This is a genomic window from Acinetobacter endophylla (assembly GCF_053543775.1).
This window is the reverse complement of the sequence record NZ_JBLVOM010000010.1, coordinates 42,677-69,642: the sequence shown is the minus strand read 5'-3', so window position 1 is coordinate 69,642 and position 26,966 is coordinate 42,677. Positions and strand designations below refer to the sequence as shown.

General features: G+C 44.9%; 23 protein-coding genes and 2 pseudogenes. 11 read left to right on the top strand and 14 right to left on the bottom strand.

All coding sequences use genetic code 11. The features are described 5' to 3' along the window. Positions 1–58: 58 nt before the first annotated feature. From ACNPNW_RS01950 to ACNPNW_RS01920, 7 genes and pseudogenes are all read left to right on the top strand, one after another. Positions 59–1,249 (top strand): annotated as a pseudogene (locus ACNPNW_RS01950) (TonB-dependent receptor plug domain-containing protein); the annotation flags it as partial. A 50-nt stretch (positions 1,250–1,299) separates the two neighbouring features. Further along, positions 1,300–2,051 (top strand): IS5 family transposase gene (locus tag ACNPNW_RS01945; protein ID WP_103270875.1). Its coding sequence is split into 2 segments (ribosomal slippage): positions 1,300–1,636 and positions 1,636–2,051, totalling 753 coding nucleotides; the frame shifts between segments, so codons are not numbered across the junction. A gap of 3 nt (positions 2,052–2,054) precedes the next feature. Further along, positions 2,055–3,539: pseudogene (locus tag ACNPNW_RS01940) on the top strand (TonB-dependent receptor domain-containing protein); the annotation flags it as partial. A gap of 147 nt (positions 3,540–3,686) precedes the next feature. Continuing rightward, on the top strand, positions 3,687–4,388 hold the full coding sequence (locus ACNPNW_RS01935) for an energy transducer TonB (RefSeq protein WP_168730988.1): 702 nt from the start codon (positions 3,687–3,689) through the stop codon (positions 4,386–4,388). Between the two features lie 36 nt (positions 4,389–4,424). After that, the gene (locus ACNPNW_RS01930) at positions 4,425–5,324 is read left to right on the top strand and encodes a MotA/TolQ/ExbB proton channel family protein (RefSeq protein ID WP_448766443.1); all 900 of its coding nucleotides are present in this window, start codon (positions 4,425–4,427) and stop codon (positions 5,322–5,324) included. Between the two features lie 16 nt (positions 5,325–5,340). Next, the gene (locus ACNPNW_RS01925) at positions 5,341–5,766 is read left to right on the top strand and encodes an ExbD/TolR family protein (RefSeq protein WP_004279209.1); all 426 of its coding nucleotides are present in this window, start codon (positions 5,341–5,343) and stop codon (positions 5,764–5,766) included. A gap of 21 nt (positions 5,767–5,787) precedes the next feature. After that, entirely contained in the window at positions 5,788–6,204 is a 417-nt protein-coding gene (locus ACNPNW_RS01920) for an ExbD/TolR family protein (protein WP_004279208.1), read from the top strand. Between the two features lie 55 nt (positions 6,205–6,259). Here ACNPNW_RS01920 and ftn read toward each other — a convergent pair whose 3' ends face one another. Further along, positions 6,260–6,724, bottom strand: a complete 465-nt coding sequence (ftn, locus tag ACNPNW_RS01915; RefSeq protein WP_420937381.1) for a heteropolymeric bacterioferritin subunit Ftn — start codon at positions 6,722–6,724, stop codon at positions 6,260–6,262. A gap of 342 nt (positions 6,725–7,066) precedes the next feature. Between ftn and ACNPNW_RS01910 the strand changes: the two genes are divergently transcribed. Then, positions 7,067–8,134 (top strand): SDR family oxidoreductase, encoded by a 1,068-nt coding sequence (locus ACNPNW_RS01910; protein ID WP_420937380.1) that lies wholly within the window; start codon positions 7,067–7,069, stop codon positions 8,132–8,134. Positions 8,135–8,205: 71 nt separating this feature from the next. Here the strand turns inward: ACNPNW_RS01910 and ligA are convergent, their stop codons facing one another. From ligA to ACNPNW_RS01885, 5 genes are all read right to left on the bottom strand, one after another. Then, positions 8,206–10,245 carry an NAD-dependent DNA ligase LigA gene (gene ligA, locus ACNPNW_RS01905; protein WP_420937379.1) on the bottom strand — a complete coding sequence of 680 codons (2,040 nt, stop codon included), beginning with the start codon at positions 10,243–10,245 and terminating at the stop codon, positions 8,206–8,208. A 109-nt stretch (positions 10,246–10,354) separates the two neighbouring features. Then, positions 10,355–11,320, bottom strand: a complete 966-nt coding sequence (locus ACNPNW_RS01900; RefSeq protein ID WP_420937378.1) for a cell division protein ZipA C-terminal FtsZ-binding domain-containing protein — start codon at positions 11,318–11,320, stop codon at positions 10,355–10,357. A gap of 1 nt (position 11,321) precedes the next feature. Further along, positions 11,322–14,774, bottom strand: a complete 3,453-nt coding sequence (smc, locus tag ACNPNW_RS01895; protein ID WP_420937396.1) for a chromosome segregation protein SMC — start codon at positions 14,772–14,774, stop codon at positions 11,322–11,324. Between the two features lie 11 nt (positions 14,775–14,785). Next, entirely contained in the window at positions 14,786–15,481 is a 696-nt protein-coding gene (locus ACNPNW_RS01890; protein WP_313564811.1) for a GntR family transcriptional regulator, read from the bottom strand. Between the two features lie 200 nt (positions 15,482–15,681). Continuing rightward, positions 15,682–16,485: a sulfite exporter TauE/SafE family protein gene (locus tag ACNPNW_RS01885; RefSeq protein ID WP_005247146.1), complete on the bottom strand. Its 804-nt coding sequence runs from the start codon at positions 16,483–16,485 to the stop codon at positions 15,682–15,684. 27 nt (positions 16,486–16,512) lie between these two features. Between ACNPNW_RS01885 and ACNPNW_RS01880 the strand changes: the two genes are divergently transcribed. Both ACNPNW_RS01880 and ACNPNW_RS01875 read left to right on the top strand, forming a co-directional pair. Continuing rightward, positions 16,513–17,286, top strand: coding sequence for a biotin--[acetyl-CoA-carboxylase] ligase (locus tag ACNPNW_RS01880; RefSeq protein ID WP_420937377.1), 774 nt, complete (start codon positions 16,513–16,515; stop codon positions 17,284–17,286). After that, positions 17,283–18,023 (top strand): type III pantothenate kinase, encoded by a 741-nt coding sequence (locus ACNPNW_RS01875; RefSeq protein ID WP_420937376.1) that lies wholly within the window; start codon positions 17,283–17,285, stop codon positions 18,021–18,023. Before ACNPNW_RS01880 ends, ACNPNW_RS01875 begins: the two co-directional genes overlap by 4 nt. Here ACNPNW_RS01875 and ACNPNW_RS01870 read toward each other — a convergent pair. The 3 genes from ACNPNW_RS01870 to ffh form a co-directional block, all read right to left on the bottom strand. Further along, entirely contained in the window at positions 17,977–18,582 is a 606-nt protein-coding gene (locus ACNPNW_RS01870; RefSeq protein ID WP_195725092.1) for an RBBP9/YdeN family alpha/beta hydrolase, read from the bottom strand. The genes ACNPNW_RS01875 and ACNPNW_RS01870 overlap by 47 nt on opposite strands. 138 nt (positions 18,583–18,720) lie before the next feature. Beyond that, positions 18,721–19,293, bottom strand: coding sequence for an RBBP9/YdeN family alpha/beta hydrolase (locus ACNPNW_RS01865; protein ID WP_420937375.1), 573 nt, complete (start codon positions 19,291–19,293; stop codon positions 18,721–18,723). Between the two features lie 150 nt (positions 19,294–19,443). Next, positions 19,444–20,850, bottom strand: a complete 1,407-nt coding sequence (gene ffh, locus ACNPNW_RS01860; RefSeq protein WP_004279196.1) for a signal recognition particle protein — start codon at positions 20,848–20,850, stop codon at positions 19,444–19,446. 138 nt (positions 20,851–20,988) lie between these two features. On the opposite strand from ffh, the gene ACNPNW_RS01855 reads away from it, so the two are divergent. Then, positions 20,989–21,798: a cytochrome C assembly family protein gene (locus ACNPNW_RS01855; RefSeq protein ID WP_420937374.1), complete on the top strand. Its 810-nt coding sequence runs from the start codon at positions 20,989–20,991 to the stop codon at positions 21,796–21,798. 60 nt (positions 21,799–21,858) lie between these two features. On the opposite strand, the gene ACNPNW_RS01850 is transcribed toward ACNPNW_RS01855, so the two are convergent. The 5 genes from ACNPNW_RS01850 to pcaF all read right to left on the bottom strand — a co-directional run bounded on the left by ACNPNW_RS01850 (position 21,859) and on the right by pcaF (position 26,956). Then, entirely contained in the window at positions 21,859–22,620 is a 762-nt protein-coding gene (locus tag ACNPNW_RS01850) for a class I SAM-dependent methyltransferase (RefSeq protein WP_420937373.1), read from the bottom strand. Between the two features lie 129 nt (positions 22,621–22,749). Further along, complete coding sequence (locus ACNPNW_RS01845) at positions 22,750–23,358, bottom strand: DapH/DapD/GlmU-related protein (protein ID WP_420937372.1); 609 nt, start codon at positions 23,356–23,358, stop codon at positions 22,750–22,752. Between the two features lie 31 nt (positions 23,359–23,389). Then, positions 23,390–24,328, bottom strand: a complete 939-nt coding sequence (gene paaX, locus ACNPNW_RS01840; protein WP_004279192.1) for a phenylacetic acid degradation operon negative regulatory protein PaaX — start codon at positions 24,326–24,328, stop codon at positions 23,390–23,392. A 63-nt stretch (positions 24,329–24,391) separates the two neighbouring features. Continuing rightward, positions 24,392–25,684 carry a phenylacetate--CoA ligase PaaK gene (gene paaK / locus ACNPNW_RS01835; RefSeq protein WP_420937371.1) on the bottom strand — a complete coding sequence of 431 codons (1,293 nt, stop codon included), beginning with the start codon at positions 25,682–25,684 and terminating at the stop codon, positions 24,392–24,394. A 60-nt stretch (positions 25,685–25,744) separates the two neighbouring features. Beyond that, on the bottom strand, positions 25,745–26,956 hold the full coding sequence (pcaF, locus tag ACNPNW_RS01830) for a 3-oxoadipyl-CoA thiolase (protein WP_420937370.1): 1,212 nt from the start codon (positions 26,954–26,956) through the stop codon (positions 25,745–25,747). Positions 26,957–26,966 lie beyond the last annotated feature (10 nt).

Here is a 26,966-nt window from a genome sequence, read left to right as displayed (position 1 = left end):
TTCGCTTTGCTTAAGTCCTCCCAGCACTACTTCACATAACAAAAGGGTGAAAATTACGATGAAAAAAAACAAATTGGTCGGATCTATGGGGGCTCCAACCGTTGGCAAAAAACTCATCAAATTAAGCGCGTTAAGCTTAAGCATGATGTGTCTTTCGCTGGCACATGCAGCAGATGAACCAGAAAACTCCGCTGCACAACCTACCAAGGTTGAGAAAGTGCGAGTTACTGGATCATCTATTAAAGGTGTAGCCGCACAAAGCGCCTCACCAATCACGATTATTAAAGGTGAAGATCTGGTGAATCAGGGGGTAACCACTGTAGAAGAAGCATTGATGAAAGTCAGTGCCAACCAAGCAAGTTATGTCACAGCACAAAATGTCGGTGCCAGTAATACCAGTGGTTCAACAGCAAATTTACGTGGTCTTGGTTCGGATAAAACTTTAGTTTTAATTAATGGTCGCCGTGTTGCAAGCAGTGCATTTGGTACCGATTCAACCAACTTAAACAACATCCCTCTCGCATTGGTAGAGCGCATTGAAGTCTTACGTGACGGCGCATCTGCAGTCTATGGTGCAGATGCAGTGGGTGGTGTAATCAACTTTATTACGAAAAAGCAATATGAAGGCGTGGGCATTACTTTAGGTGGTCAAATTCCTGAAGAAAAAGGCGGCGAAAAAATTGACGTTTCGATTTTTGGGGGATATGGCGATCTAGATGAACAAGGTTTTAATGTCTACGGTGTGATCGATTACCGAAAACAAGATACGATTTGGGCAAAAGACCGTAAAGTCAGCCGCCGTGGTGGGGTACTTCCTGAATTAGGAATTGATGGCAGTTCAGCAAATGCTTTCCCTGCAAACTTCTACGATCCTATCACAGGTATTTTGGGTAACCCTTATGGGGATAATTGTTTAAATACCAAAGATACTGTTGCTGAAGATGGTTTCTGTTATTTAAATACCCAAACTGTTATTGGTATTGTGCCTGAACAAGAGAATCTTTCTGCGTTAGGTCGCGCAACTTTCAAATTGTCAGATAACTTTAATGCGATTGGTGAGTATATCTATGCACGTGATGAAGTAACCACTTCAATTGCGCCTGATGTTTATAGCCGTAGTGTGACCTTGCCTTATGCCAGTCAATATTACCCTGGCAAAGGTATTACTCCAGCAGTTGATGGCTTGGCGACTAACACATTACAACTGTATCTACGTTCACAAGGCGGTAACCGTGTTTCTAAGTCAATTAGGGCTTGTTGAGAATTAACAAAGGCTACTGATTAATTTATAATAGTACTATGGATAGATACATACTTACTGATGCCCAATGGGCAAAAATGGAACCTTTTTGCCTAGGTAAAGTGACCGATCGAGGTCGTAGTGGAAAAGATAATCGATTATTTTTAGAAGCAGTCCTATGGATTGCCCGTACAGGCAGTCCATGGCGTGATCTACCTGCTCATTTTGGTAAATGGAATACCGTCTTTAAAAGATACCGTGATTGGGTGAAAGCTGGTGTATTTGAAACTATTTTTGCATCTGTAAATGAAGATGTTGATTTGGAATACGCCATGATTGATGGAACGATTGTTAAAGTTCATCGACATGGCCAAGGTGCAAAAGGGGGACTTTCAAACAGTCTATAGGTAAATCTCGAGGTGGAATGACCTGTAAAATTCTTGCCTTAGTAGATAGTCTAGGCAACCTCATTAAGTTTCGATTAATGCCTGGTCAATATCACGATTTAGTAGAAACCAAACCTTTAATTGAAGATGTTGATTTTCAAGCATTACTAGCGGATAAAGCATTTGATGCAGATTGGCTCATCCAAGAACTCAATGAACGTAAAGTGAAAGTGGTGATCCCACCCAAATCTAATCGAAAAGTAATGAGAGCCTTTGATACGATTATGTATAAATGGCGTCATCTCATTGAAAACTATTTCTGTAAGTTAAAAGAATTTAAACGTATAGCGATGCGTAGTTGTAAAACAGATACGAGTTTTGAAGCCATGATTCAATTGTGCGCGAGTTTAATTAACTCTCGGTAATTCTCAACAGACCCTAACGAATCGAACCGTATCTTTGCAGGGATTGAAGGTGAAGCATACGGTTGGGATATGAATGGTGGTGTTACTTATGCAAAAAGTGATGCGACTGACAGTTTCGTAAGTGGTTATTTAAACCGCAGTAGAGTTCAGGCTGCACTTGATAATGGAACTTTAAACCCATTTGGCCCACAAGCAGCAGCCAATGCCGGCTTATGGAACACTTTTGATGTCAAAGGCGATACCAATCAGGCATCTTTAGAATCCACTACAATTGACTTTACCGTGAGTCGTCCAATCTACACACTGCCTGCAGGTGATGTCGGTTTTGCACTCGGTGGCAGTTTCTCCAAACAAGACTGGGAAGCAACTGTAAATTCTGAAATTGTTGCTCAAGTTCCAGGCAGTGGTATTGATCCAAATAAACCAAAAAGCTCAGGCGATCGTGACATTAGTGCAGTATTTACTGAACTCCAAGTACCTTTATTGACCAACCTGGAATTACAGTTGGCCGCTCGTTATGATGACTATAGCGATTTTGGTGACACCTTTAATCCTAAAGTGGCCTTACGCTGGGAACCAGTTAAAGAACTCATGTTCCGTACTTCTTACAGTACCGGTTTCCGTGCACCAAGCTTATATGAAGTCAATGCTCCTTCGGTCAGAACCTGGACTGGTGCAAGATATAACGACCCGGTTCTTTGCCCGGGTGGTACACCAACTGAAACCAGATACCAAACTGAATGTAATACCCAGTTTATCCGTACCCAAGGCGGAAATTCTGAACTAGGTCCAGAAGAATCAACATCTTACATGGCTGGTTTTGTCTTTGAACCGATCAAAAACTTAGTTTTCACTGCCGATTACTACAATATCGAAATTGAAAACCTAGTTGGAACGATTGGTGAAGCATCAATTTTTGGTGATCCAGAAAAATATGCTCAATACTTTGTTCGTAATGCAGAAGGTCGTATCGATCATATCTCAACTAACTTGATTAACTCCGGTGGCTTGAAAACTCAAGGTATTGATTTGAGTTTGAACTATCTTTCTCCAATGACGTCAACTGGCCGCTTCGGTTTCGGTATTGACGGTACTTATGTGATCAAAATGGATTACCAAAGTGAACCAGGCGGCGAGTGGGAAGGTTATGTCGGTCTTTATGATGACCCAGCAGTTGTTCGCTGGAAACATACTGCAAACGTGAACTGGTCTTATGAAAACTGGAGAATGGTGTTTGAACAACAGTTCGTTCGTGGTTATGAAGACTATTCGGAAGAACGTGATGTTGCTGACTACACCGTATACAACATTTCTGGTACTTACAAAGGATTTAAGAATCTGGAGCTAACTGCCGGTATTAAAAATATGTTCGATGCAGAACCACCTGCCTCTGACGTAATGGATAACTTCCAATACGGTTATGACCCACGTTATAGCGATCCAACAGGCCGCGCTTACTTCCTACGTGGTACCTATAAATTCTTTTAATTAATTACTTCGCAAACACTGCTGCCAAGCGGTGTTTGCGGTTTTCCCCGTTTAATTTTAGCCAAACAAAAAATAATGCTGCCTGTAATCAAAAAAATTTCTCATCAGTGCACTATTTCCTGTTTGTCTTAAATTCTAGGAGTCATGATGGGCACAAAGTTTGAAGACTTAGAAAAAAACTCCGCCAAAAAACTGACTGGTATTGGGGTCGTTGTTTTTTTGCATATCCTGGTTGGCCTGGTACTTATGGCTGGTATGGCAAAAGACATTATTAAACCGACGGAACAGCCAGTTGAGCTAATGATTATTCAAGATATTAAGCCGCCTGAACCTGAGCCACCAAAAGAAACACCACCTGAACCACCGAAAATCGTAGAAAAAGTAGCACAAGTGCCTGAGGTGAAACCGGTTGAAAAAGTAGTTCCTGTACAGAAAACACTTCCAACGCCAACTCAACCGACAACTGTTGCAGTACCTACTCCCGTTGCAGCGAGTCCTTCACCAAGTCCGGTAGCAGCACCGGCTGCAGTAGTCGCAGCCGCTCCAGCACCAGCTCCTCCACCCGCTGGTGTCACTCGTGGGGTGACACAAGGTGAAGCAGGTTGTAAACGCCCAGACTATCCACGTGATGCACTGATGAATGAAGAGCAAGGTGAAGTGCTGATCTCTGTATATGTAAATACCACCGGCAAGGTCCAGGATGCCAAAGTGAAAAAGTCGAGCGGTAGTCGTGCGCTGGATCGTGCAGCATCCAAGGCCTTCAGTTTATGTACTTTCAAGCCGGCAATGAAAAATGGCGAACCGCAAGAATCTTGGTATGACATTCCATATGAATTTGTCCTTGACTAACAGATACAACAGATAAAGAAAAAAATCAGGAGATCCATGATGAAAAAATCACTAAAACCTTTAAAAAATATGACTGCTGCCGGTGTAATTGCCATTAGTACCTTATTACCTCTGCAAACAGTTTTTGCAGAACAGTCCGCTACACCCAATACCAGTGCTGTCACTGAAACAGCGGTAACAACACCTGCAACAGCGGCTACAGCGGCTACACCGCCATTACCAGCTGAAGCTAAGGATGAAAAGGCTGGATATAATCCTTATGGTCTGGAAGCCATGTGGAAAGAAGGTGATATTGTTTCTAAAATCACTTTGTTTATTCTGGTTGTCATGTCGATCGGCACCTGGTACATCATGATCAGCAAATGCCTACAACAAGGCAAGATTCGCAAACAGGCTAAGCAAGCTGAAAATACTTTCTGGGAATCTTCTTCTCTAGATAATGCCACCGAGAACCTGGATGAAGCCAGCGTCTACCGTTTTATTGCGGAAAAAGGTATCAAGTCAACCAAAAATCATGGTGGCACATTACTTGAGCGTATTGACTTCAATACCTGGGTCACCATCTCAATTTCCCGTGCAATCGACAAAATCCAGAACCATCTGAGTGGTGGCCTGGCCTTCCTTGCGACAGTCGGTTCTACTGCACCCTTTGTTGGCCTGTTTGGTACGGTTTGGGGGATTTACCATGCACTGACTGCCATTGGTGTTTCAGGACAAGCATCCATTGATAAAGTTGCCGGCCCAGTCGGTGAAGCACTGATCATGACTGCAATTGGTCTGGCAGTCGCAGTCCCGGCAGTACTTGGCTACAACTGGTTAACTCGCCGTAATAAAGCGGTCATGGAAGAAGTGCGTACCTTTGGTTCTGATTTACACGCAGTATTACTCAGCGGTGAAATTACAACCAATAATCCTGTTAATCGTGACGTGAAGTAAGAGTGAGGCATCAGCCATGGGAATGATGGTCAATTCAAACGACAGCGATGATGAGGTAATTGGAACCATTAATACCACACCTTTGGTTGATATTATGCTGGTTCTGCTCATTATCTTCCTGATTACTGTACCGGTTGCCATTCATACCGTACCAGTCGATCTGCCCGAAGAAAGAAATGTACCGTATGAAACCAAGCCAGAAAATGTTCAGCTGGCTGTCAATAAAACAGGTGATATTTTCTGGAACGAAATCTATATCGCAGATAAAACAGTTTTACTGAGCCGTTTACAGGCAGAAGCACAGAAACGTCCGCAGCCTGAAGTGCATATTCGTGGTGATCAGTTAACACCTTATGAAGCAATTGATCAGGTGATTAGTACCACCCAACAGGCCGGTATTGGCAAAATTGCTTTTGTCACCACTCCGCCCGCTACACCTTAAGCACAAAGAAGGATTAAGTTTATGGGTATGAATGTTGGTTCAAATCAAGACGATGATGTGATGTTAGATGTCAACATGACCCCATTGATTGATGTCATGCTGGTCTTGCTGATTATGTTTATTATCACAATTCCTTTGCCGAATAACTCGATTAATATCGATCTACCGAATGGAACGCCTCCTGTAACCGATGAAAAACCGCCTGAGCTGGTGGAATTACGTCTGGATGCACAAGGTAAGATTTTCTGGAATGAACAGCCGGTAGCAAATACCCAAGCTCTGGAAAACTTATTCAAGACAGTAGCGCAAAAAGCGGATCAGGATCAGATTAAAATCAAGGCGGATCGTGCCACTGAATATAAACATATCGCTATGGTCATGGCGGCAGCTCAAAGGCTGGAGGTCAAAAAAATTGGCATTATGAGTAATAACAACTAAGTATTTTCAAGATATAAAAAACCCAGCATGTGCTGGGTTTTTTATTCATCCGGTTTTACATCTGTGACTGAATATAATTTTGCAGACCAATCAGTTCGATTAAGCGCAATTGTTTTTCTAACCAGTAAGTATGGTCTTCTTCGGTATCCGACATTTGCTGGCGTAACATATCACGGCTGATATAGTCACCTTTCTCTTCGCACAGTTTGATGCCCTGCGCCAGTTTTTCCCGCACATGATATTCAAGTTTTAGATCGGCTTTCAGGCAGCTCACCACATCCTCGCCAATCTCAACGAAATCGCGCTGCATGTTTGGCGTTCCTTCAAGGAACAGAACACGACGGATAATCGCATCCGCATGCTGGGACTCTTCTTGCATTTCGTGATCGATACGTTCAAAGATTTTGGTCAATCCCCAATCTTCATACATACGAGAGTGAATCAAGTATTGGTCACGAGCAGCCAGTTCGCCACCGATCAACATATTTAAATAATCTACGACTTCTGGATTTCCGCGCATTTGAATAACTCCCTACCTGTATTTTGCTATTATGGCGAAAAGCAATTGAATTTGCAAAGCTTAACCATGGTTAAATATTTGATTTTTATATAATTAAAATGAGAAGTACTTGCATTTACACTTCGTTCTTAATGAAATCCCATTTATAAAACAACACTTTGCATTTTCATTACGCTTGCCAATAACCTAAAACCGGCAAATAAACACATGCGTTAAAATTTGTAAATCTTAATTTTGACCAGACAGATTCATTCTTTTTGTATAAATATCACTGCATTGGCGTACTTCATGCTTAAATTTCGCTTATCATTCACACAAATTTAAAACAACAACGGTTCCGATATGACACATCCACAAACAACAGCGCCTGTTCTGGTTACCGGTGCATCGGGTTATATTGCCAGCTGGGTCATCCAGAAATTACTCACGCAAGGCTATACTGTACATGCCACGGTACGTGACCTAAATAAAAGTAAAAGCTTTGCCCATTTAGAAAAAATTGCCGACAGCACACCGGGAACTCTCAAGTTATTTCAGGCCAATTTATTAAGCCCGGGTTCTTTTGATCAGGCGATGCAAGGCTGTGAAATTGTCTTTCATATGGCCTCACCTTTTGTGGTCACCAACTATAAAGATGCAGTCAAAGATATTATCGAACCTGCGGTGTTAGGCACTGAAAATGTACTGAATAGTGTCAATCAGACTGAATCAGTGAAACGCGTGATCGTGACATCGAGTATCGCATCTACCTATGGCGATGCCATTGATATTCTACAAACTGAGAATAACAGTTTTGATGAATCATGCTGGAATACCACCAGTTCAGCCACACATCAGCCTTATCCTTATTCTAAAGTCATGGCAGAGCGTAAAGCCTGGGAAATGGCTGAAGCACAGGATCGCTGGGATCTGGTCTGTATCAATCCTGCACTGGTTTTTGGTCAATCCTTAACCCCAAATACCCAATCCGGCAGTGTGGAAGTCCTGCAACAGTTTGCCAACGGCATGACCCTGCTTGGCGTTCCACCGATGTGGAATGGCGTGGTCGATGTTCAGGATGTCGCTGAAGCGCATATCCGTGCTGCGTTTAATCCGCAAGCGCATGGCCGTTATATCATTTGTAGTGAAAGCTTGAGCCTGCTGGAAATGGGCCAAATTCTGCGAGCACATTTTGGCAATAAGTTTCCGTTCCCGCGCAATCAACTGCCCAAAGCAGCCTTTAAACTGTTCGGGCCTGTAGCAGGTTTTAGCCGCAAATTTGTAGAACTGAATATGGGTTATCCAATTTTCTTTAATGCCCAGAAAAGTAAAGATGAGCTCGGTATTGAGTATCGTCCGGTGAAAGAAAGTCTGGTGGAACATTTCCAGCAGCTGCTCGATGATGGTGTCGTGAAAAAATATATTCCTTAATCTTTCTATGCGAAAAAGCCACCCGAAGGTGGCTTTTTTAACTCTTATTCTTTCATGAAATATCCAGAGATTTAGGCCTCAAGCTGACCATAATCCTGCATCAAGCCAATAAACTGTTGTTCATTGATCACTGGGATACCCAGTTTTTCTGCTTTATCCAGTTTTGAGCCAGCTTTTTCACCTGCAACCACACATTTGGTTTTACTAGACACACTGCCACTGACTCGCGCACCTAAGGCTTGCAATAACTGGGTGGCATCATCCCGTCCCATACTGCTTAAAGTTCCGGTAACCACCCAGCTTTCGCCGTTCAATGGCTGACGGGTCGGTGCAATCGGTGCATCCCAGTGAATACCGGCAGCCAGTAAACGATCCAAAACTTCCAGATTATGTGGCGCCTGGAAGAAATCCAGAATCCATTCCGCAGTAATATCACCGACATCTGGTGTTTTCTTTAATGCTTCAATATCAGCATTGCGTAATGCCTCCAGTGTTTGGAAAGTATTGGCCAGCATCCGCGCCGTGGTTTCACCTACCCCACGAATACCGAGGGCATAGATAAAAGCAGCCAGTGTAGTTTTCTTGCTGTTTTCGATGGCATCCAAAAGATTCTGAACCGATTTGGCCCCCATCTTTTCAATACCGAGCAACGTCTGACGATGTTCATGCAGATGGTAAATATCCGAGACATCTTTGAGTAGATTCAGATGCAGCAACGATTCTGCCCAACGGTCACCCAAGCCTTCAATATCCATGGCTTTACGTGAGACAAAGTGACGAATGGCTTCAATACGCTGCGCGGCACAATATAGTCCGCCCGAACAGCGTGCCAAGGCTTCGCCTTCCGGCATGACCACGGGTGAATCACAGACTGGACATTGTTCAGGTAAATGCACTTCAACTGCATCAACCGGGCGAAATTCCGGCCAGACTTTTTCCACCTTAGGAATTACATCGCCACTACGATAAACACTGACGGTATCACCAATACGTACATCCAGACGGTGAATTTCGCCAATATTGTGCAGGGTTACATTAGATACTGTTACTCCACCGACAGCAACTGGATTTAAACGCGCAACCGGCGTCAATGTTCCAGTACGACCCACTTGCCAGTTAATATTTTCTACTGTGGTCAGTGCTGCAACTGCCGGAAATTTATAGGCGGTGGCCCAACGCGGTTCACGGCTCAGGAAACCAAGCTGTTGTTGCTGTTTCAGGTCATTGACCTTGATCACCATACCATCGATTTCGACACTGAGACTGGCACGCTCATCAATGATCTGTTCGTAGACCTTTTGCACGTCCTGAATACTGTCACAGATAAAGTGACGCTCGCCAACCGCAAAACCGAACTGATGTAACCATTCCAGACTGGCGGACATAGTGGTTTGTCCATGATGCGGCACGCACTGAGCAATCCCATAAGCATAAAAAGCCAATGGCCGCGAGGCAGCAATATTCGGGTCCAGCTGACGCAAACTTCCTGCCGCAGCATTACGCGGATTAGCAAAGGTCTTTTCACCTTTGGCGGCATTGGCAGCATTCAATTTTTCAAAACCGGATTTCGGCATCAACACTTCGCCGCGGACTTCCAACAAATCGGGAATGATGCCATTCACTGGAGATAAAAGTTTCGGCAGGTTGCGAATAGTTCTGACATTCTGGGTGATGTCTTCACCGGTTTCCCCATCGCCGCGCGTCACCCCACGCGTCAGTACGCCATGCTCATACCAGAGTGAAATGGCCAGACCATCAAATTTCAGTTCAACATCATATTCAATTTTTTGATTCGGCAAACGTTCTTCAATACGGCGGGCAAAAGCCAGCAGATCTTCCTGATTAAAGACATTGCCTAATGACAGCATCGGCACGGCGTGTGTTACGGTCACAAATTTTGAAAGCGCCTGCCCACCCACTTTATCGGTCGGGCTATCGGACTGGATCAGGTCAGGATATTGTTGTTCTAAGGCTTTGAGCTGATGAAAGAGCTGATCATATTCACTGTCTTCAATGCTCGGTTGATCCATCACATAATAAGCATGGTTATGCTTGGCAAGCAGTTGAATCAGTTGACGCATTTGCGCAATGACAGTGGCATCTTGGGTCATAATTTCACCATAAAAAAGGGCGGAAAATCCGCCCTGTAGAATATTCAGCTTTTAGCTATTATAAAAATTGCAGTCTACAGATTCAACTTGGAGATTGAACAAAGCAGCCTTAAACTTCCGTTCCTTGTCCAGCACGATAATCAATGGCCTGATGGCGCCAGAATTCACGTAATTGTGGAGTAAATTCCTGCTGGTTCTGGTCATAGACCAGACCATCGACTTCACGGGCAATCAAACGTGAAATACTGTCCATGGTATCAAACGCATTTTGTACATCGCTATGCGGTAAAGCCAGGAAGAATGCCAGACCTTTCACTTCCTGAGTCGACAGGGTTTCCAAATCAAAGCCTTCCATCCCAGTATCAGTCATTTGCAGTACTGAGAACAGCAGTTTTGAACCGTCTTCACTATAACGGTGGAAACAGGCCAACTCACCATAACGCAGGCCATATTTCAATAAAACCTTCAAGGTTTTATCACCCGAAAGTACACGGCCTTGCGGATAGATATGCAAAGAAATAATGGTTTCAGCATTGGACAAAGCACTTTCTTCATCCACTATTTTTTGCTCATGCAGATGTGCATCCAGAATACTGCTTTCATCATTAAATTCAGAAATTTCTGCTTTTTCGATGTTACTGTTCAGGCTGAATTCAGGCGTTTCTTCCTTGGTTTCAGTCTGGCTATTCTCCTGCTCTGCTTTTACTTGCGGAATATCTGCTGCCGTGACTACCGACTTTGCCACTCCTTCAGCTTCTGTTGACGGGACAACTGCAAGAGTTTCGACCGCTGCCGGCTCAACCGGAGTTGATTCAGCCTTTTGAAATACTGAAGGCTTTTCAGGAGCCGGCTCATCTATACTCAGGCTTGGCTCGATACGATCAGATTCGACATCCTGTTGTGCCAACTGAGAACGTACATGCCTTGGAATGATCGGTGTCTGGCTATCCGGGTCGATATGCAGGTTGGCATCCAGTGAAGGCACAGCCTCTACAGGTTTTTTGAACAGCATTCTTATACCAAACAGCATAATCACAATTGCGATAACAATCCCGATAATGGTGGTGATTTCCATATTATACCTCCGCAGCTAGGCCGTATTCTTTTGCCTGTTCCAAATTAACTGTCACTAATTTTGATGTTCCCGGTTCAGGCATGGTTACACCTAAAAGATCAGTCGCCATCATCATTGCAAGTTTGTTATGGGTAATATAAATAAATTGCACTTGTTCAGAAAGCTCTTTGACTAAATTACAAAAGCGTCCCACATTGGCATCATCCAGCGGTGCATCGACTTCATCCAGTACGCAAAATGGTGCCGGATTTAAGCGAAAAATCGCGAATACCAATGCTAATGCAGTTAAAGCCTTTTCTCCACCCGAGAGTAAGGCCAATGAGCTGTTTCGTTTACCCGGTGGTCGGGCCATGAGTTTTACCCCCGATTGCCAGCCATCTTCAAGGCTTAAACTCGCCTCACCGCCTTCAAACACTTTCGGGAACAGGTTTTGCAGTTCAGCATTGACCTGATCAAACGTGTGCATAAACAGTTTACGGGTTTCCTGGTCAATACTTTTCATCGCAGCCTGTAGCTGTTCAACCGTATTTTCCAGATCCTGCATCTGGTGACTCAGTTCCTCATAACGTTTTGATACTTCTTCATATTCTTCAGAAGCCGCCAGATTGACTGCACCGAGTTTATCAAACTGGGCCTGAGCTTTTTCCAGTTTGGTTTGATGTACTTTAAGGTCAATATTCAGTCCGGAAATTACTTCACTATTCAATTCTTTCAGCTGTTCAGAATAATGCTGCAAATCAGATTTGGCTGCCTGCCAGGCCAGACGTTTTTCTTCCAGTGTACTGCGGAGTTTTTCATCCTGCTGCTGGAAGCTGTGACGCTGTTCGGTCAGCTGCTGCTGTTTGCTCTGCACCTGATTTAATTCAATCTGCCAGTCGGCCCAGGTCTTTTGCAGCTTTTCAGTGATCTGCGCCTGTTCATTAAACTGGCTCTGTAAAGCAGGTAATTCCAGCTGTACCGGATCAACAAATTTCTTGGCCTGCTCGATTTGTGCAGTAATTTGTTGAGACTGTTCTTTTAGGAATACCTGATCTTTTTCCAGCAATTCAATTTGCTGCTGGCTTTGCACATTTTGCCTACGCAGCACTTCTAATTCCTGCTGCGCTTGCTGACTGAGCTGCTGTGAGTCATCCAGCTGAGTACTCAATTCTTCCAGCTGGAATTGCAGGGTTTTATAATTTGGTAGCGCCTGTTCCAGTTTGATATTCAAGGCATGCAGATCAATTTCCAGATCATCTTTCTGCATGGCATCTTCTTCAAGCTGCTCATCCAGTTGTTGTAACTGATGCTGTAATTGCTGCTTTTGCAATGCAAAAGCCTGCGCACTACTTTGTACTTTAGCAATATTGACATCGAGTTGCTGCAGCTGCTTTTGGGTATGCTTGTGCTGCTCGCTGATACTCTGAATCTGATTTTGCAAAGCTTTAACCTGATCGGCGAATTCAGGTAACTGCTGCTCCAGCTGCATAAGCTTGGGTTCAAGTTCCGCAAGCTGCTGCTCGATTTCATCCAGACGGATTCGATGACTCAATGCGCCTTGTCCGGCCTGACTGGCTTCATCATAGTCCAGCGCAATGACCCAGTCTGACCCAACATGATAGCCATCCAGACTTAGGATTGACTGGCCTTGTAATAGGTCAGTTTGAAGCGGTAATGCTTGTGCTAATGTATCTACGACCGCGACTTGTTGCCACAGTGAATAATGCGGAGATTCAATCCAGTCGGCCAGACACATCGTATTGGCAATCTGAATTTTATTCTGAACAGCCTGTTGTTTTAACTGACGTGCACGATCTTCAAGGAAGTGCTCGCCCTCTGCCAGAATCTGGGCAGACAGCCACTTGGCCAGAAACTTTTCGATCAGGCTGGCATGTCCTTTGCCTGCATCATTGAGCTTAAGCACATGCATCAACTGGACCGCATCACTCTTGGCATTTGGGTTGGCTTTGGTCAGTAATTGGCTCAGGTTTTTCTTTTCTGAATGCAGGACCTGAATTTCAGATTTGAGCTGCATCAGCTGTTGTTGACGACTCGCCTGCTCTTCCTGAATCTGCTCGAATTGAGTTCTTAAATCTGTTAATTGAATTTCATAGCCAACGATTTGCTGTTCAGCCTGGGCTTTGTCTGCCTGATACTGCACCAGCTCATCTTGCTGCGCCTGTTGCTGGATCTGTGCATTTTGCTGTTGGAGCGTCTGTTTCTGCTGTTCAATCCGTTCAATATTCTTTGCCAGTTGCTCGCTTTGAGCCAGCATTTGTAATTTATGCTGTTGCTGCTGTTCGACCTGAGTTTTAATCTGTGCGAATTGCGCTGCTACTGAACTCTGCTGGGATTTGAGCTCACTCAGATTCTGACTATGCGTCTGAGTCTGGCCATCTTGCTGTTGCAATTGTGCCTGTTGATCTTCAAATTGCTGCTGCAAGGTTTCGAGTTGCAGTTCAATCAACTGCAAACGCTCTTTAGTCTGGGCTTTTTGCTGTTCCAGTTTGACCAGACTGGTGGAATTCTGCTCCAGCAAAGACTGCTTTTGTTGCAGGGTCATTTCCAGTTCAGCCAGTTTTTTCTCAGCCTGTTGCCATTCGCTTTGCAAAGGGGTGGATTGCTGAATTAGACGCTGAAACAGTTCACTGGTACTGCCCAAATCATGTTCAACGGTAGTCAGTTCAGAGCGCACCAGCTTAAAATTTTCCCCGAGCATATTCATCTCAAGGGTATATTCTTCTTGTAAGCGCTGGCTCTGCTCACATTGAAAAGACAGAATTTCGATCTTAATCGTACGTATCTGCCCTTCCAGTTCTTTATATTGAATCGCACTTTCCGACTGACGTTTCAGGGTTTTTAGCTGAGATTTCAGTTCGGAGGCGATATCTTCCAGACGCGACAGGTTTTGTGTGGTGTGATCCAGATGCAGCATGGTTTCACGGCGACGCGCCTGATAACGCGATACCCCGGCCGCTTCCTCAATATAGACCCGCATTTCATCTGGCTTGGCATCGACCAGGCGGTTAATCATGCCCTGTTCAATAATCGCATAAGAACGTGGCCCAAGACCGGTACCAAGGAAAATATCGGTAATATCACGACGACGGCATTTGCTGCCATTCAGAAAATATTCAGACTTGCCATCGCGGTTGACCTGACGGCGTACTGCCAGTTCATTATAGGCATTATAAGCACCGCCCAGCTTGCCATAGGTATTGTCAAAGCGCAGTTCTACACTGGCCATGCCCACCGGTTTACGCTTGGCAGTTCCGGTGAAGATGACATCCTGCATGCTGCCACCACGCAACTGACGCGCACTGGACTCGCCCATGACCCAGCGTATGGCATCAATGACGTTGGATTTACCACAACCATTCGGTCCCACGACCGCAGTACGATTATCTTTAAAATTTAAAGTGGTACTGTCGGCAAAAGATTTAAAGCCTGAAAGTTTTAAACTGCTTAAACGCATAATGTCCTGATTTAACGTCGTGAGCGTCTGGCCCACGCGAGTTCAATTTGTTTCATCCGTGTCAGAGATTCCAACACAAGGTTGCGCAAGTGTCGACAAAAATCTTCCATAAATAAAGTGGCCTGATGGCTTTTTCGTATCAAAATTGCTTCAGTGACCAGTTTAAATAAGGCAAAAGATTCCTGTAACTCGCGTCTGGAAATATTCAGGGTCAAAAAATAGCTCCGACGTAAAGAAGGCAGCAGTTCCTGATAGTAGCGCATCAGATAAGGATTCCCGACCATCTCATGCTGCTGGGCCATGCCCTGAAAGATCAGATCATAAAACTTTTCAGTGTGTCCTTGGCGGGTTTCTGCTTCCAATTGCTCTAATAATAGCTGAATACGCTCAGCTTCATGCACCCGCCAGGTTTCCGCCATGCGATGCACCATCTGCCCGAGCAATAACGAGGTCATATCAAATAAGGCACGCACCTGCAAGGCCGACATTTCCGATACAATCGCCCCACGGCGCGGAAAGATTTCAATCAGCTGGGTGCGTTCCAGCAAAAGCAGGGCTTCACGAACCGAACCCCGACTGACATCGAGCTCCGAGGCAATCCTGAGCTCCTGTATACGTTCGCCTTCGACCAGTTCACCGCGAATAATCTGTTCGCTAATGTGCTTGGCAATCTGCTCAGACAAACTGTGCGCTTGTTCTAATGGCATACCGTTCCTGTCTTTATTTTTATGGATACTGGTTTAGCCCTTTATTTGGACTATGTTGCTATTAAACGGGTTTTTATCCATAAATACTTTGACATTGTCAGACAATCTTATGTCTATACAGCCAACCTAAGTTCATAAAAAAGGAGAATAGTCATCTATTCTCCTAATACGGTACATCAGTTCAAACTAAAAGGTTTAAATCAGGCCATAAAACCCTGATAAATAAAATACAGGCCGACGGTGGTCAGTAAAGCAGCAAAACATTTTTTTAATACTGCCGGTGAAAGCAGATGTGCCACTTTTGCCCCCAGCTTGGCAGTGAAAAAACTCATCATGCTGATACCAATAAAGGCATAAATATGAATATAACCAATGGTATTTGGTACGGTGACCTGCGCCTGTTTACCGAACCAGATAAACCCCAACGCACCTGCAACTGCAATCGGTAAACCGCAAGCCGCAGAGGTCGCCACTGCTTTTTGCATTACGATCCCGCAGCGATTCAGAAACGGAACGGTCAGACTTCCCCCACCAATCCCAAAGATGGCCGATGCCACACCGATCCCGCCACCCGCAGCAATTTGTACCGGGGTTGAAGGCAATTTTTGATTCGGATCAATCTGAATATGCGCTCCTCTAAACATTCTAAAAGCCACCCAGACCGCAAAGAAACCGATCAGTAACTGCAAACCTTGACCAGATAAATAGTCGGCAATCCCCGCACCCAAGAAAGAGCCAATGATCAGACCTGGCGCCAGATTACGAAATACGGGCCATAGCACTGCCCCTCGTTGATGATGCGCCATGACCGAGCTGATAGAAGTCACAATAATTGTTGCCAAGGAAGTGCCCACCGCCATATGCATAATCACGCTGGGATCGTACTGGAGCTGGGTAAAAACAATGTAGAGGATGGGCACAATAATCAAACCACCGCCGACCCCAAACAGGCCTGCGGTGAATCCGGCAATTGCACCAATCAATAAATATATGATTAACTCCATAACGATATTTACCACGTTTAGATTCAAATGGATGTAGAAACTCGTGAACTGCAACAACGATTAAGCGATGCAGGCCAACTCCCGGAAGTATTACTCATCAAACCGATTACTACATCGACCAATGATGATGTACGCGAATTGGCAACGAAGGGGGTGCAGCAGGTTCTGGTGTGCAGTCATGTGCAGACCCAAGGCCGTGGACAGCGTCAACGTCAGTGGATATCACCTGAAGGGAACATCTATTTAAGCACATTGCTGCATACACAAAAACCCATTGATGGTCGTCTGGCGCTGGAAATTGCGTTAAATATCCTGCAAATGCCGAGTCTAAAAGGCCTGGAATTACAGGTGAAATGGCCGAATGACCTGTATAGCCTGCAAGGAAAATGGGGCGGTATTCTGGTCGAGCCGATTTCAACCACACAGGTGGTGGTCGGTGTCGGTTTAAATATCGACCCTCTGCCCACTGACCTTCCAGATCAGCAGGTTAGCTCCTTGAGCGAGCTGGGATTATCCTGCACCTCAAGAGTCGAGCTGATTGCCCAGTTATATCTGGCGATTCAGCAAGCCGGGCAATGGTTTAATTATAGCAGTCAAAACCTGGCGGCACGTTTCAATCGATCGGCTGCATTTATGCAACAAGCAGTTGAATTTACTGACGTGCAAGGGCAATATTCCGGTACTTTTCTGGGGATTCAGGATGATGGTGCAGTCAAGATTTTGACCGATCAGGGAATCCAGACCTTTTATCAGGGACAGCTCCGCCTTCAACACGTTGGACGAACAGGCATACAGCAATGAAAAAATTATGGTTGGATATTGGCAATACCCGGCTGAAATACTGGATTACCGAGCATGATCAGATTATTGAACAAGCAGCGGAATTACATTTACAGTCCCCTGCTGATTTGTTACTTGGCCTGATCCAGCATTTCAGAGCGCTGGGCTTGCATCAGGTAGGTCTATCCTCGGTCCAGGATAAAATCAATAATGAGCGCATTCTCAGCATTTTAGAAAGCCTGCATATTCCAGTGATTTTTGCTCAGGTACAGGCAGAATATGCCGGTCTGATCTGTGGCTATGATGAACCTTCGCAACTGGGTATTGACCGCTGGTTACAGGTACTTGCAGTGGCGACTCAAGCGCATGAAAATTATTGTGTGATTAGTTGTGGTACGGCGCTGACTATTGATCTGGCGAAAGGACAACAACATTTGGGGGGGTTTATTCTGCCAAATCTGTACTTGCAACGTGACTCCCTAATTCAGAATACCAAAGGCATTAAAATTCCGGATGCCGCTTTTTCTGAACTCAATCCCGGACGCAATACCATCGACGCTGTTCATCATGGCATTCTGCTGGGTCTGCTCAGCACCATTGAAAAAGTACTACATGATTTTCCAGCACAGCTGGTTTTAACCGGTGGAGATGCACCGCTGTTTGCACAACATCTCGCTCAGTATCAGCCCCGAATTGAACCTGATCTCTTGCTTAAAGGCCTGCAGCATTTTGCAGCTCATTTGCCAGACACTGTTTGATAATGTCCAGCAATTGGGGGAATTCGGCAAAACCATCAGCCTTGTTAAAATGTCCAGCTTTTTTGATCTCAAAAATTTGTGCATTCAGGCTATGTGCTAAACGCAAGGAAATCGGTGCAGGCACATAAGGATCATTACTGGAGATCAGCATCACCGCACGTTTATAGCTATACGGCAAGTTTTTCAGATCAAGTCGCACAGCCTGCAGTATTTTATTCAGTTCTGACCATGCAACCAAGGGTGTATCAAAGGCTGAGACCAGAATGATGCCACCGATCTTGCGTTGCTGCTGAATATAATGTTCCTGTAAAAAGTTTAAAACACTGACGCAACTCAGGCCATGTGCAACTAAAAAGGTATGTTCATCCATGTGCGGAATATGCAGTTTCAGATTCTGCTGCCACTCTTCTAAATCAGGCTGAAAAGGGTTGGCCAGCATAATCCGCTTGGACTCAAAACCGGTATTTTTAAGCTGGCGACTAAGCCAAGGGTACCAGTGATCATTGGAGGTCGCCTGATAATCCGGCACGATATAGACTTTCTTTATTATATTTTTCATAGTGATTTACTTATTATCATTGAACGCAAATTGCGTCGACAAAAAATTAGTTTTAACCAGTCTGGAGATGGAATTCAAGTGCCTTTTTGAACACCATCTCATGTTAAACTTTAAAATTTAGCGAATACAACAACATGCTTAAACTTCGGATTTAATCAGATAAGGCTTGATCACTTTCCAGAGTTCCGGCAGATCAGTACAACCTTGAGAATCAATAAAATGCCCATGGTGCTTGGCATTCACCACAATGGCATCCAGACTGTCCGCCTGTTCCAGACTAAATTCAGGCGCAACCCGATCATCGCCTTCAGAATAGATCACTACACGCTCTGCAATCTGCTGTTTGAGTAAATCAAAATCGATCTCAGCAGCATCAATAAAAGGATTTACTTCATCCAGGCGACCCAATCGACCATTAAATCCCGCGATCAGTACCAGTTGCTGAATTTTCTGCTGTTTTAATTCTCTGGATAAGTAATGCAATGCGGCCACAGTTCCCAAGCTATGTGCAATAAAAATACTGTCCTCATCAATTGCATCAATCTGTTCACGCATTTGCTGATCCCAGATGTCCAGTGTCGGTGTAGTTGATGGATCGAGCCGGAGTACTTTTAAACTGACATTTTCTTGTTGGGCTTTTTCCTGAATCCATGGGTACCAGTTTTCTTCCGGGCTTGCAGTATAACCATGTACGACAATCACTTGGGTCATTTGAAATTTCTCTTTATTTTGTGCTGATATTCCCGAGTCTGCCTGATTAGATTTTTATTTTGGGTAAGTAAATGTTGTTTTGTTTAAACCGGTTTGACGATTTATTCGCAATAAAAAAAGGCGCTTAAAGCGCCTTTTTTAAAACCAAACTTATTTCTTATCGTTGCCGCCGAACAATGGACCCATGCCACCGCCGCCGCCAAACTGTTTCTGCAAGCCGCCGAGTGATTTCATCATTTTTGCCATACCCGATGGATTGGCAAATTTTTTCATCATCTTGGCCATTTGGGCATGTTGCTTGATCAGCTTGTTGACTTCTGCCACTTCCATACCGCAACCTGCTGCGATACGTTTTTTACGGCTTGGGTTCATCAGGTCTGGATTACGGCGCTCTTTGATAGTCATCGACTGGATAATCGCTTCCATTTTCTTGACCTGCTTTTCAGGATTGGCTTGCGCCAACGCATCTTGCAGACCGGCATTGCTCATGCCAGGAAGTTTGTCCAGGAAGCCCATCATGCCGCCCATCTTGTTCATCTGCTCAAACTGCATCAGCATGTCTTCAAAGTTGAAGCTGCCGCCTTTTTGCAGTTTTTTCGCCATTTTTTCGGCTTTTTCTTTGTCGACCTTGCGTTCAAGTTCTTCGACCAAAGAAAGTACATCACCCATACCGAGAATACGCTGTGCAACACGCTCAGGATGGAATGGCTCCAAGGCATCGAGTTTCTCACCCATACCCAAGAATTTGATTGGCTTGCCGGTAATCGCGCGTACTGAAAGCGCTGCACCACCGCGCGCATCACCATCAGTTTTGGTCAGGATCACACCAGTTAAAGGCAAGGCATCGTTGAATGCTTTCGCGGTGTTTGCCGCATCCTGACCGGTCATGGCATCGACCACGAACAGGGTTTCAGTCGGGTTTATCGCAGCATGCAGCTCTTTGATTTCACCCATCATGTCATCATCGATATGCAAACGGCCTGCCGTATCGACAATCAGCACATCGGCAAACTGGATTTTTGCCTGTTCAATCGCACGATTGACAATCGTAATTGGTTTTTCGTCTGCGCTGGATTCCAGGAAAATCGCACCGACTTCACCCGCGACAGTCTGTAGTTGTTTGATCGCAGCCGGACGATATACGTCGGCAGAGACCATCGCTACTTTTTTCTTTTGACGTTCTTGTAAGAAGCGTGCAAGTTTCGCTGCAGTTGTTGTTTTACCTGCACCCTGCAAGCCTGCAAGCAGGACAACCACAGGTGGTTTTGCAGCGAGGTCGAGGCTTTCATTGGCCTCGCCCATCATTTTGGTCAATTCGTCATGAACGATTTTGACAAAAGCCTGCCCAGGAGATAACTGAGTCATCACTTCCTGGCCTAATGCTTCTTCCTTAACTTTCGCGATGAATTCACGAGTTACAGGTAACGCAACATCGGCCTCAAGAAGCGCCATACGCACTTCACGTAACGTATCTTTAATATTGTCTTCGGTTAGCTGCCCTGAGCCAGTAACATTTCTTAAACTCTGCGTGAGTCGTTCTGTTAAGGTATCAAACATTGCAAAATCCGCTTAAAATAGCCATGAGCAAAAAATTGTTTCTTAAAATAGAAAATTTATGCATAGAATGCTATAGGATACTGTAGTTCGCAGCGAATTTATATAAATGAATATTCATCACCCTTAAAAAGGTTTGACATGGTTAGCCTCCCCTTGGTTTATACGATCTTAGCATTAGTCGCTTATACCGCTTCCTTCTGGTATCTGTTCATTCATTTAATGTCTAAACGTACCCCCAATCAATGGTTTGTTTCGCTAACTGCACTGCTTGGACTGAGCCTGCATGGACTGGTGTTATATGGTGATATGCATACTCCGCTAGGCATTAATTATGATGTCTTTTCCCTGTTTTCTTTTACCTCGGGTTTGATGCTGCTGCTCAGTATTATTTACAGTACTTATCGTCCGATTATTGCCCTGAACCTGATCGGGATTCCAGTGGCTGCCACAGGTTTGATCCTCGGTTTTGTCTTTACCCAGCCAGCTAAAATTATTATTCAGAACTCTCTAGGCTTGGACATTCATATTATTTTGTCTTTGTCTGCTTATGCAGTATTGCTCATGGCAACCATTCAGGCCGTAATTTTACGTTTTCAGGATCGTGAGCTGAAAAAGAAGCACAAACGCCGGGTTTGGGTCAGTTTGCTACCCTCTTATCAGGACATGGAATCACTGCTATTTGATATGCTGATGACCGGTTTTGTTTTACTTACCCTCGCTTTGGGCTTTGGCTTCTTTACCATCGACAATTTCTTTGCTCAGCATCTGGCACATAAAACTGCGTTCAGTATTATTTCCTGGCTGGTTTATGGTTCACTATTAATCGGACACTGGAAGTTTGGCTGGCGTGGCCAGAAAGCCGTGCGCTTTACCCTGATCGGTTTTGGCTTGCTGGCACTGGGTTTCATTGGGTCTAAATTTGTGCTGGAAATGATTCTAGGGCGATAATTCTGAGCCTTGAAATATTCAATTCATTGTTCAATAAACAGGCTTTAGCTTGAATATTCTTTAAACGGTGATACGCCCCACCCGCACCGACAATGGCCAGCGAATCACTCTAGGCAATTCTGGATCTTCCCATTCTGGCAATAAGGCATCTGCCAGTACGTTCAGTGGATTATGTCCAAGTGCGTTAGTGGCAGCTTTCACAGCTGACCAAGTACTCATATAACCAATTAACTGATAAAAGTTCCATTCAACCTCTAATACCGGTGGCTGAATCACAATTTCCTGAAATGGAAATGGTAGATTTTTATATCCTTCATCTACATGGCGACGTTCAGGCGGCCAGTACGGTGCAAGCGTGACTTCATAAAAATGCTTAAAATAATGATTCAGATGTGGCTCATCCACACTGAACACGCCATAGCTAATTAAAGCCAGAATGGCTTTAGGTTTCGCGATGCGTCGAACTTCTGCGTAGAATTTTTCCAGATCGAGCCAATGCGCTGCTTGAGCCACTGAAATCAGATCAATACTCTGGTCAGCACACGGGATCTCTTCAGCGAATGCCTGACCATACTGAATTTTTGGATGCGGTTTGGCCTGGGCAATCTGTTCACTACTCGCATCAATAGCAATCACCTGATCAAAATAATTCGCCAAAACTTCTGAAAGCTGTCCAGAACCACAGCCGACATCTACAGCCAATTTGGTACTTGGTGACAGCTCTGCCAATAGCTTTCCCAATGCATCCGGATAATGCGGACGAAACAAGGCATAATCCTGTGATTGCTGGGAGAAATGATCTTTAAATTCCCTATTTTCCATATATGCTTTCCAGACCAGTTTTATTTCAGTCTAAATAGCCGGTCAGGGAATGCAGTTGGAATTTGGTTTCAGTCACTTCCTGTTTTTAAAATGCAGAATTCATCTATTCAATAAGATCATCTTGCTGAGTTAGTCATTCAAGCTATTCTGCTTGATCTGATACTCTGCCTTGAAGGCTTTATAGCTCAGCCGGTCTGCGAAGACTTCTGTTAAAGGACTGACCTCCTGCATCGAGGACAAGCAGCGCTCTGTCAGCTGAATATATTCCTGTGTCCCTTTGCTTTTCCAGGCAATTTCTTTGGCGTCCAAGGGACGGATGACCCGCGCTGGACTACCGAGCACCAGTGAATTTTCCAGAATTTGAGCTTTAGCTTTAACCGTGCTATTGGCACCGATAATGGTATTTTCACCAATTTCGGCTTCATCCAGAATCACGCTGTTCATGCCGACCAATACATTTTTGCGAATGATACAACCATGTAAAATCGCGCCATGTCCGATATGGCCATATTCTTCGACCAGGGTGACACTACCGGGAAAGCCATGAATGGTGCAGGAATCCTGAACATTGGCATTTTTCTGGATATGAATCCCACCAAAGTCGGCTCTTAAAGTAGCGAAAGGCCCGATATATACGCCCTCTTCAATCACCACATCCCCGATCAGAACAGCTTGCGGATGCACATAAGCGCGAGAGCTGACCACAGGAATCACACCATCAATGGCATAATACGGCATTATTTTATTCCTTTAAAAATGCAGAATTAGATTAGCTGACGGCTTCCAGTCGCAAACCGCCAAAACGTTTATAAAATTGTGGATGTACTGGTGGCATCGAACCTTCCGAAGTTCGTGCGATCTCCATAAAGAATTCATCCCCTGCCGCAACCACGGTTTGATATAAATTACTGCTTAAATTACGGGCATTCAGGGAAAGCCAGTTAGACGGCAATAATTCAAAAGGCAGATTCGGATCTTTTAATAAAATCCGGCGGAATTGATGAATCAGCAAAATTCGTAACTGAAAAGCCTGAACCGGATCCAGTTCATCTTCCTGTTCCACCAGATGAAAGAATTCCCGGAAATCCGCAATGAATTTTTCATAACGCTGATGCAGTTCCTGCACCGGCCAATTGGTGGCAACCATGCGTTTTACAGTTGGATAGGATTCCTGCCAGAGCTGCAAAGTTTCAGCTTTAAACACCACGACTTGGTCGGTCATTTTCAGGTTCAGCAGCAGGTTTTGCAGTTTCTGATGATCACAGCCCGGATAGGCCATGACATTGGTGGCGATATTGGCAAAGCCCAGCCATTCCAGTTCTTTTTTCAGAACCAGTTTATTTTCCAATTCCACTGAACTGAGTAGCACCAGATCCCATTTCTGATCCCATTCGGTATGCTGAAAACTATAAATTTTTTGATCTGCCATAATAAAACGCTGGCGGCTGCTTTCGGTTACGCGATAATAACTGGTGCGACCAATTTTCTCAGACATCAGCCAGCCATTTTGGACCAGACGGAATACGGCAGTCCGTACTGATCGTTCATTAAACCCGAAGACATCCATGAGCTGAATCAGACTGGCCAGACTGATGATGCCCCCTCGGTGAAAAATACAGTCACCGAAGATGGTCATGATTAATGAGGTTCCGCTGAGTGCTTCAGTTTGAATAAAGTCATCAATTATTTGTTTTAATTTCGGATTCATTGCGTTTAACTTTACCTTATAGAAACTGGATGATAGACCATTTGGCTATCATCCAATAGTACTTCATGCAGACTTGCGGATATCAAAAACGCGCTGTGCCTTACCTTCAGAGCGTGGCAGACTGCCTTCAGGCAACACTTCGACACTTACGGTGATTCCGACCATAGTTTTAATCTGGCTTTTCAGCTGAGTTGCCAGCTGGTGCGCCATAATGTCACTGCTATCTTTACGCATTTCGGTACGGATATGCAATGTATCCAGATGTCCCTGTTTGCAAATCTGAATCTGGTAGTTCGGAATCAGTTGCTGGATTTGTAAAATCTGCTCTTCAATCTGTGATGGGAAGACATTCACCCCACGGATAATCATCATGTCATCACTACGGCCGACAATCTTGTCCATACGGCGCATGGTGCGTGCCGTGCCTGGCAATAAACGGGTCAGATCACGGGTACGGTAACGGATTACCGGCATGCCTTCTTTAGTAATGGTGGTAAATACCAGTTCACCCAGTTCGCCATCTGGCAGCACTTCACCGGTTTCAGGATGAATAATTTCAGGATAGAAATGATCTTCCCAAATGGTTGGGCCATCTTTGGATTCCAGACATTCCATCGCGACACCGGGTCCCATGACTTCTGATAAACCATAAATATCCAGTGCATCAATGCCCAGACGCTCTTCGATTTCCTTGCGCATTTCATTGGTCCATGGCTCTGCACCAAATACACCGGTTTTAATCGAACAGTTTTTGGCTGTGCCAAATTTCTTCTCAAGCGCTTCAATAATGTTCAGGCAGTAAGATGGCGTAACCATCAGTGCTGTCGGTTTAAAGTCATGAATCAGTTGCGCCTGTTTATCGGTTTGTCCGCCAGACATTGGGATCACGGTTGCACCCAAGCGTTCAACGCCATAATGCGCACCTAAACCACCCGTAAACAGACCATAACCATAAGACACCTGGATGATATCTTTACTGCTCAAGCCGGCTGCGCGTAATGAACGTGCCACTACATCTGACCAGACATTAATATCATTTTGAGTATAACCAACTACGGTCGGTTGACCGGTGGTGCCAGAAGATGCGTGTACACGCACAATCTGTTCCTGTGGCACAGCGAACATGCCAAATGGATAGTTATCGCGTAAATCCTGTTTGGTGGTAAACGGGAATTTGGCCAGATCTTCCAGTGATTTGAAATCATCCGGATGCACGCCAGCATCATCGAATTTCTTTTTATAAACCGGACTGTTCTGATAAGCATGTTGCAACGTCTTTTTCATACGCTGTAGCTGGACACTGCGTAACTCATCAACCGATACCGTTTCAATTTTTTCCATTGCATTGTTATTCATATTCTTGCTCCTGAAGCGGTCGTCCTGACCACTATTTAATTCATTAATTGAATGATGTCCTTAATCCATATTTTCTAAAATCAGCGCGACTCCCTGACCGACACCGACACACATGGTGCAGAGTGCGTATTTTCCATTACGACGTTTCAGTTCTTTCATGGCCGTGATCACCAGACGGGTACCACTCATGCCAAGCGGATGTCCTAAAGCAATGGCACCACCATTTGGGTTGATTCTCGAGTCATCATCTTGCAAACCGAGTTCACGAATCACCGCCAGTGACTGCGCAGCAAAAGCTTCATTCAGCTCAATCACATCCATCTGATCTAAATTTAGTCCGGTCTGCTGCAAAACTTTATGTACGGCTGACACCGGCCCGATGCCCATATATTTGGCTGCGACACCAGCACTGGCCATACCGACCACTTTGGCTTGAGGAGTTAAACTATGCTGATCGGCAAATTTCTGATTACCCAGTAATACACAAGCTGCACCATCATTGACGCCCGAAGCATTGCCGGCGGTGACTGAACCACCTGTAGCGCGAAATGCTGCTTTCAATCTTTCCAAGCTTTCTAGTGTGGTCTCTGCACGCGGATGCTCATCTTGGGAAATAGTCAGCGTAGTCTTCTTGGGAGCATTAATTTCTACTGGCAAGATTTCTGCAGTAAAAATACCGTTTTGCTGTGCAACTGCTGTTTTTTGCTGACTGCGGTAAGCGAATAAATCCTGATCTGCCCGGCTGATCTGGTATTTCTCGGCTACATTTTCTGCCGTTTCTGGCATGCTGTCGACGCCAAACTGAGCTTTGAATTTTGGATTGATGAAGCGCCAGCCAATGGTGGTGTCATAAATTTCTGGGGTACGGCTGAAGGCAGTCTTGGGTTTGGACTGTACAAACGGCGCACGGCTCATCGATTCCACCCCACCAGCCAGTACAAATTGTGCTTCACCGGATTTAATGGCGCGTGCTGCCAGACCAATCGCATCCAGGCCTGAGGCACATAAGCGGTTCACGGTGATCGCTGGAACAGAATCAGGCAGCCCTGCGAGTAAAGCAGCCATACGCGCAACGTTACGATTATCTTCGCCAGCCTGATTGGCACAGCCTAAAATGACTTCATCCAGTTCAGCCCATGGCAATGCAGGATGCTGATTTTTCAGATACTGAATCGGTAAAGCTGCCAGATCATCGGCACGGATACCGCTCAACCCACCAGCATAGCGTCCAATCGGGGTGCGTATTCCATCAAAAATATAAACCTGTTCCATGATTTTTTCC